Below are 5,608 nucleotides of genomic sequence, written 5' to 3' on the forward strand. Positions count from 1 at the left end.
AATTTTAACCGCAACGGTCGCAAGGGCCACGCAAGGTTCACCAGGATGGCTGTCATTGCGACCTTAGCGCATTCATTGCGTTCATCGCGGTTAAAATCAAACAGCAGCCGAAGCGCGACTCAGTTCCGATAGCACAGCATACTGGGATGCCTGTTCACTTAGGTGCAAAAAAAAGCCTCACATTTCTGTGAGGCTCTTCAATAAGAATGGCAGCTACCTACTCTCCCGCATTGTGGTGCAGTACCATCGGCCATAAGGGGCTTAACTTCTCTGTTCGGTATGGGAAGAGGTGAACACCCTTGGTATAACCACCATAAATCGGCCCCCTCCAACTCCCCCAAAGGGAGAGGGGAAGGAATCTCTTTATAAAATGGCCTCTTAATAAGTCCCTCCTTCGGAGGGATTTAGGGAGGCCCAATAAGATTAACATATTGGAAAAAAAAGTCAGGAGAGTCTTCTACTATTAACCGCTTCCTGCCCCCCTCCTTTGGGAGGGGTTGGGGGAGGGGTAATAAAATTAAAGCTTACGGGCAATTAGTACTACTCGGCTTTGATGTTACCACCTTTACACCTGTAGCCTATCAACGTCATAGTCTCTGACGGCCCTTAAAAGTAAACTCATCTTGAGGCAGGTTTCACGCTTAGATGCTTTCAGCGTTTATCCTGTCCGTGCTTAGCTACTCTGCATTGCACCTGGCGGCACAACAGATACACCAGCGGCACGTACGACCCGGTCCTCTCGTACTAAGGTCATGTCCTCGCAATTTACTAACGCCCACCACAGATAGGGACCGAACTGTCTTGCGACGTTCTGAACCCAGTTCACGTGCCACTTTAATCGGCGAACAGCCGAACCCTTGGGACCTTCTCCAGCCCCAGGATGTGACGAACCGACATCGAGGTGCCAAACCTCCCCGTCGATATGAGCTCTTGGGGGAGATCAGCCTGTTATCCCCGGAGTACCTTTTATCCTTTGAGCGACGGCCCTTCCATACAGAACCGCCGGATCACTTTAGCCGACTTTCGTCCCTGCTCGACCTGTTTGTCTCACAGTCAAGCTCCCTTTTACTAATGCGCTCTGCGTACGATTACCAACCGTACTGAGGGAACCTTTGCAAGCCTCCGTTACTCTTTAGGAGGCGACCACCCCAGTCAAACTACCCACCATGCACTGTGTGACTCGCGTCATTAGATTCTAAATCAAAGAAGGTTGGTATTTCAACGACCGCTCCACAATGGCTGGCGCCACCGCTTCATAGCGTCCCAACTATGCTACACATCCGTAATTCAAAATCAATGCAAAGTTGTAGTGAAGGTTCACGGGGTCTTTCCGTCCCGTGGCGGGTAACCGGCATCTTCACCGATACTACAATTTCACCGGGCTCGTGGAGGAGACAGCGTTCAACTCATTAGACCATTCGTGCAGGTCGGAACTTACCCGACAAGGAATTTCGCTACCTTAGGACCGTTATAGTTACGGCCGCCGTTTACTGGGGCTTCAGTCAGAAGCTTTGGATTACTCCGAACATCCTTCCTTAACCTTCCAGCACCGGGCAGGTATCAGGCTCTATACGTCATCTTTCGATTTTGCAGGGCCCTATGTTTTTGTTAAACAGTTGGTTGAACCATTTTACTGAGACCACATCGCTGTGGTATGCTTTATCCCGAAGTTACAGCATCAATTTGCCTAGTTCCTTCTCCACGGCTCACCCGAGCGCCTTAGAATACTCATCCCGTCTACCTGTGTCGGTTTGCGGTACCGGCTGCTATGCTCGCTTTTCTTGGAAGCACTCTCACTGCTACGCTTCACCCGAAGGTTCCACTCGTCTAATCCGTCAGACTAGGCAGCTAACATGCTCCGTCACTTTTAATACATAGCAGGCGCAGGAATATTAACCTGCTTTCCATCGTCTACCCCTTTCGGGTTTGACTAAGGACCGGGCTAACCCTGATCCGATTAACGTTGATCAGGAACCCTTAGACTTTCGGCGATAAGGTTTTTCACCTTATTTATCGTTACTTATGCCTACATTTTCTTTTCTAATCGCTCCAGCATACGTCGCCGTACACCTTCGATGCCATTAGAATGCTCCCCTACCGATATACCACCTAGTGGCAATCATAGAGCTTCGGTTCATGGTTTAATACCCGATTATTTTCCGCGCAGAGTCTCTCGACCAGTGAGCTGTTACGCACTCTTTAAATGAATTGCTGCTTCCAAGCAAACATCCTGGCTGTTATTGAAACTCTACATCGTTTGTCTAACTTAACCATGTATTGGGGACCTTAGCTGCTATTCTGGGTTATTTCCCTCTCGGCCATGGACCTTAGCGCCCACAGCCTCACTCCCGGAGATATGTACTAGCATTCGGAGTTTGTCAGGGTTTGGTAGGCGGTGAAGCCCCCTAGCCCAATCAGTAGCTCTACCTCTAGTACACTTCTAAAATCCGAGGCTGTTCCTAAAAACATTTCGGGGAGAACGAGCTATCTCTCAGTTTGATTGGCCTTTCACCCCTATCCACAGTTCATCCCAAGACTTTTCAACGTCAACGGGTTCGGTCCTCCAGTGTGTGTTACCACACCTTCAACCTGACCATGGATAGATCACAAAGTTTCGCGTCTACCCCCACTGACTAAGCGCCCTGTTCGGACTCGCTTTCGCTACGGCTCCGTTTTAATAAACTTAACCTCGCCAGTGAGGAGTAACTCGTAGGCTCATTATGCAAAAGGCACGCCGTCACAACTTGCGTTGCTCCGACCGCTTGTAGGCGTACGGTTTCAGGTACTATTTCACTCCCTTATTCAGGGTGCTTTTCACCTTTCCCTTACGGTACTGGTTCACTATCGGTGTCTGAGGAGTATTTAGCCTTACCAGATGGTGCTGGCAGATTCAAGCAGGATTCCTCCGGTCCCGCCCTACTCAGGATACTACACGTCCTCGTTAATTTCCGCTTACGGGGCTATCACCCGCTTTGGCTTAACTTTCCAGAAAATTCTGCTTGATAACGATTTCTAAAAGTAGTCCTACAACCCCAGCTCCGCACGCGAAGCTGGTTTAGGCTCTTCCCTGTTCGCTCGCCACTACTTAGGGAATCATTGACTTATTTTCTTTTCCTCCGGGTACTTAGATGTTTCAGTTCTCCGGGTTGGCTCTCTTTCGAGTAATATACCTTCAGTATATTAGGTTGTCCCATTCGGAAATCTCGGGATTTAATGCTTGTGTGCAGCTCCCCCGAGCTTATCGCAGCTTACCACGTCCTTCATCGCCTCTCAGACCCAAGGCATCCACCATACGCCCTTATTCGCTTTAAAAAAGTTTATTAAACTTATTTAATATGAGGCCAGCATCTCTGCTGGACTTGATTTTTAGTTTGTTGTAGATTTGTTACCCAACCACATTCCTTCAGACCAACCATAAATTTCTCTATAGTGTGATTTTACAAAATTGTGATTGTTGTTAGGTACTCTCCTAACAGTTTTTTTTTCCAATATGTCAAAGAACTTAGCCTCACCCTAACCCTCTCCTAAAGAAAGGGAGAAAGAAGCATTTGTAGACAACCTGGTTGCGAACCAGCAGACCCTAAGTCATTATCTCATCTTAAAAGAACTAATTTTCAAATTATCAAATTATTCATCTTCAAATTTGATCTGTGGAGGATATCGGAGTCGAACCGATGACCCTCCCGATTTGCAATCGGGATGCATCTATCCAACTGAGCTAACCACCTCTTTTGTGGAGGATATCGGAGTCGAACCGATGACCCTCTGCGTGCAAGGCAGATGCTCTAGCCAACTGAGCTAACCCCCCAGTGATTTCTTGGTAGACCCGACCAGATTTGAACTGGTGACCCCTACATTATCAGTGTAGTGCTCTAACCAGGCTGAGCTACGGATCTTTGTACCCCAAACCCCTAAAGGGGCCTCAAGATAGTTGCCTCCGTTAACCCTCGGGCTTGTCTTTATTTTAAAAGAACTTCAATAACATTGAAAGATTAGGAAACAACAGCACGGTAAATCATTGTTGGGGTTGAAAATTTCCAACCCTCTACAAGCTCTAAAAAGGAGGTATTCCAGCCGCACCTTCCGATACGGCTACCTTGTTACGACTTAGCCCCAATTACCAGTTTTACCCTAGGCAGCTCCTTACGGTTACCGACTTCAGGTACACCCGGCTTTCATGGCTTGACGGGCGGTGTGTGCAAGGTCCGGGAACGTATTCACCGTATCATTGCTGATATACGATTACTAGCGATTCCAGCTTCACGCAGTCGAGTTGCAGACTGCGATCCGAACTGAGAAGAGGTTTTTGGGATTAGCTTCATATCACTATGTCGCAACCCTTTGTCCTCCCCATTGTAGCACGTGTGTAGCCCTGGGCATAAAGGCCATGATGACTTGACATCATCCCCTCCTTCCTCGCGTCTTACGACGGCAGTTTCACTAGAGTTCCCAGCGTTACCTGATGGCAACTAGTGATGGGGGTTGCGCTCGTTGCGGGACTTAACCCAACACCTCACGGCACGAGCTGACGACAGCCATGCAGCACCTTGCTTTGTGTCTATTGCTAGAAATACCGCTTTCACGGTACGGCACTCGCATTCTAGCCCAGGTAAGGTTCCTCGCGTATCATCGAATTAAACCACATGCTCCACCGCTTGTGCGGACCCCCGCCAATTCCTTTGAGTTTCAATCTTGCGATCGTACTTCCCAGGTGGGATACTTAATGCTTTCGCTCAGACACTTATTGTGTATCACAAATGTCGAGTATCCATAGTTTAGGGCGTGGACTACCAGGGTATCTAATCCTGTTTGATCCCCACGCTTTCGAGCATCAGTGTCAATATATGTGTAGCCAGCTGCCTTCGCAATTGGTGTTCTATGTCATATCTATGCATTTCACCGCTACATGACATATTCCGCTAACCTCCACAATATTCAAGACCAATAGTATCAATGGCAGTTTCCAAGTTAAGCTCGGAGATTTCACCACTGACTTACTAGCCCACCTACGCTCCCTTTAAACCCAGTGAATCCGGATAACGCTTGCACCCTCCGTATTACCGCGGCTGCTGGCACGGAGTTAGCCGGTGCTTATTCATCTGGTACCGTCAGACGGGAAAGAATTCCCTTTTTTCGCCCCAGATAAAAGAAGTTTACAATCCAGAGGACCTTCATCCTCCACGCGGCATGGCTGGTTCAGACTTGCGTCCATTGACCAATATTCCTTACTGCTGCCTCCCGTAGGAGTCGGGCCCGTGTCTCAGTGCCCGTGTGACTGGTCGTGCTCTCACACCAGTTAATGATCGTTGGCTTGGTGAGCCGTTACCTCACCAACTACCTAATCATACGCACACCCGTCTTTTAGCATGTTGCCACTTTAATATTAATAAGATGCCTCATCAATATATTACGGGGTATTAATCCAAGTTTCCCTGGGCTATCCCCCTCTAAAAGGAAGGTTGTGTACGTGTTCCGCACCCGTTTGCCGGTCTCAAGAAGAGCAAGCTCCTCTCTACCCCTCGACTTGCATGTATTAAGCCTGCCGCTAGCGTTCATCCTGAGCCAGGATCAAACTCTCCGTTGTAAATGAGTTTGATTTACTGACTGT

General features: G+C 48.4%; 3 tRNA genes and 3 rRNA genes. All 6 read right to left on the reverse strand.

The window, feature by feature from the left end:
- Positions 1–204 precede the first annotated feature (204 nt).
- Positions 205–316, reverse strand: a 5S ribosomal RNA gene (rrf, locus tag GGU45_RS21710).
- A 198-nt stretch (positions 317–514) separates the two neighbouring features.
- Positions 515–3,312 (reverse strand): 23S ribosomal RNA (locus GGU45_RS21715).
- A gap of 339 nt (positions 3,313–3,651) precedes the next feature.
- Positions 3,652–3,729, reverse strand: a tRNA-Cys gene (locus GGU45_RS21720).
- A 5-nt stretch (positions 3,730–3,734) separates the two neighbouring features.
- Positions 3,735–3,808 (reverse strand) — tRNA-Ala (locus GGU45_RS21725).
- Positions 3,809–3,818: 10 nt separating this feature from the next.
- Positions 3,819–3,896 (reverse strand) — tRNA-Ile (locus GGU45_RS21730).
- Between the two features lie 162 nt (positions 3,897–4,058).
- Positions 4,059–5,584, reverse strand: a 16S ribosomal RNA gene (locus GGU45_RS21735).
- The 16S, 23S and 5S rRNA genes sit together here with 3 tRNA genes alongside, the layout of an rRNA operon.
- Positions 5,585–5,608 lie beyond the last annotated feature (24 nt).

Source organism: Niabella hirudinis, from assembly GCF_051201075.1.
Taxonomy (GTDB): Bacteria; Bacteroidota; Bacteroidia; order Chitinophagales; family Chitinophagaceae; genus Niabella; species Niabella hirudinis.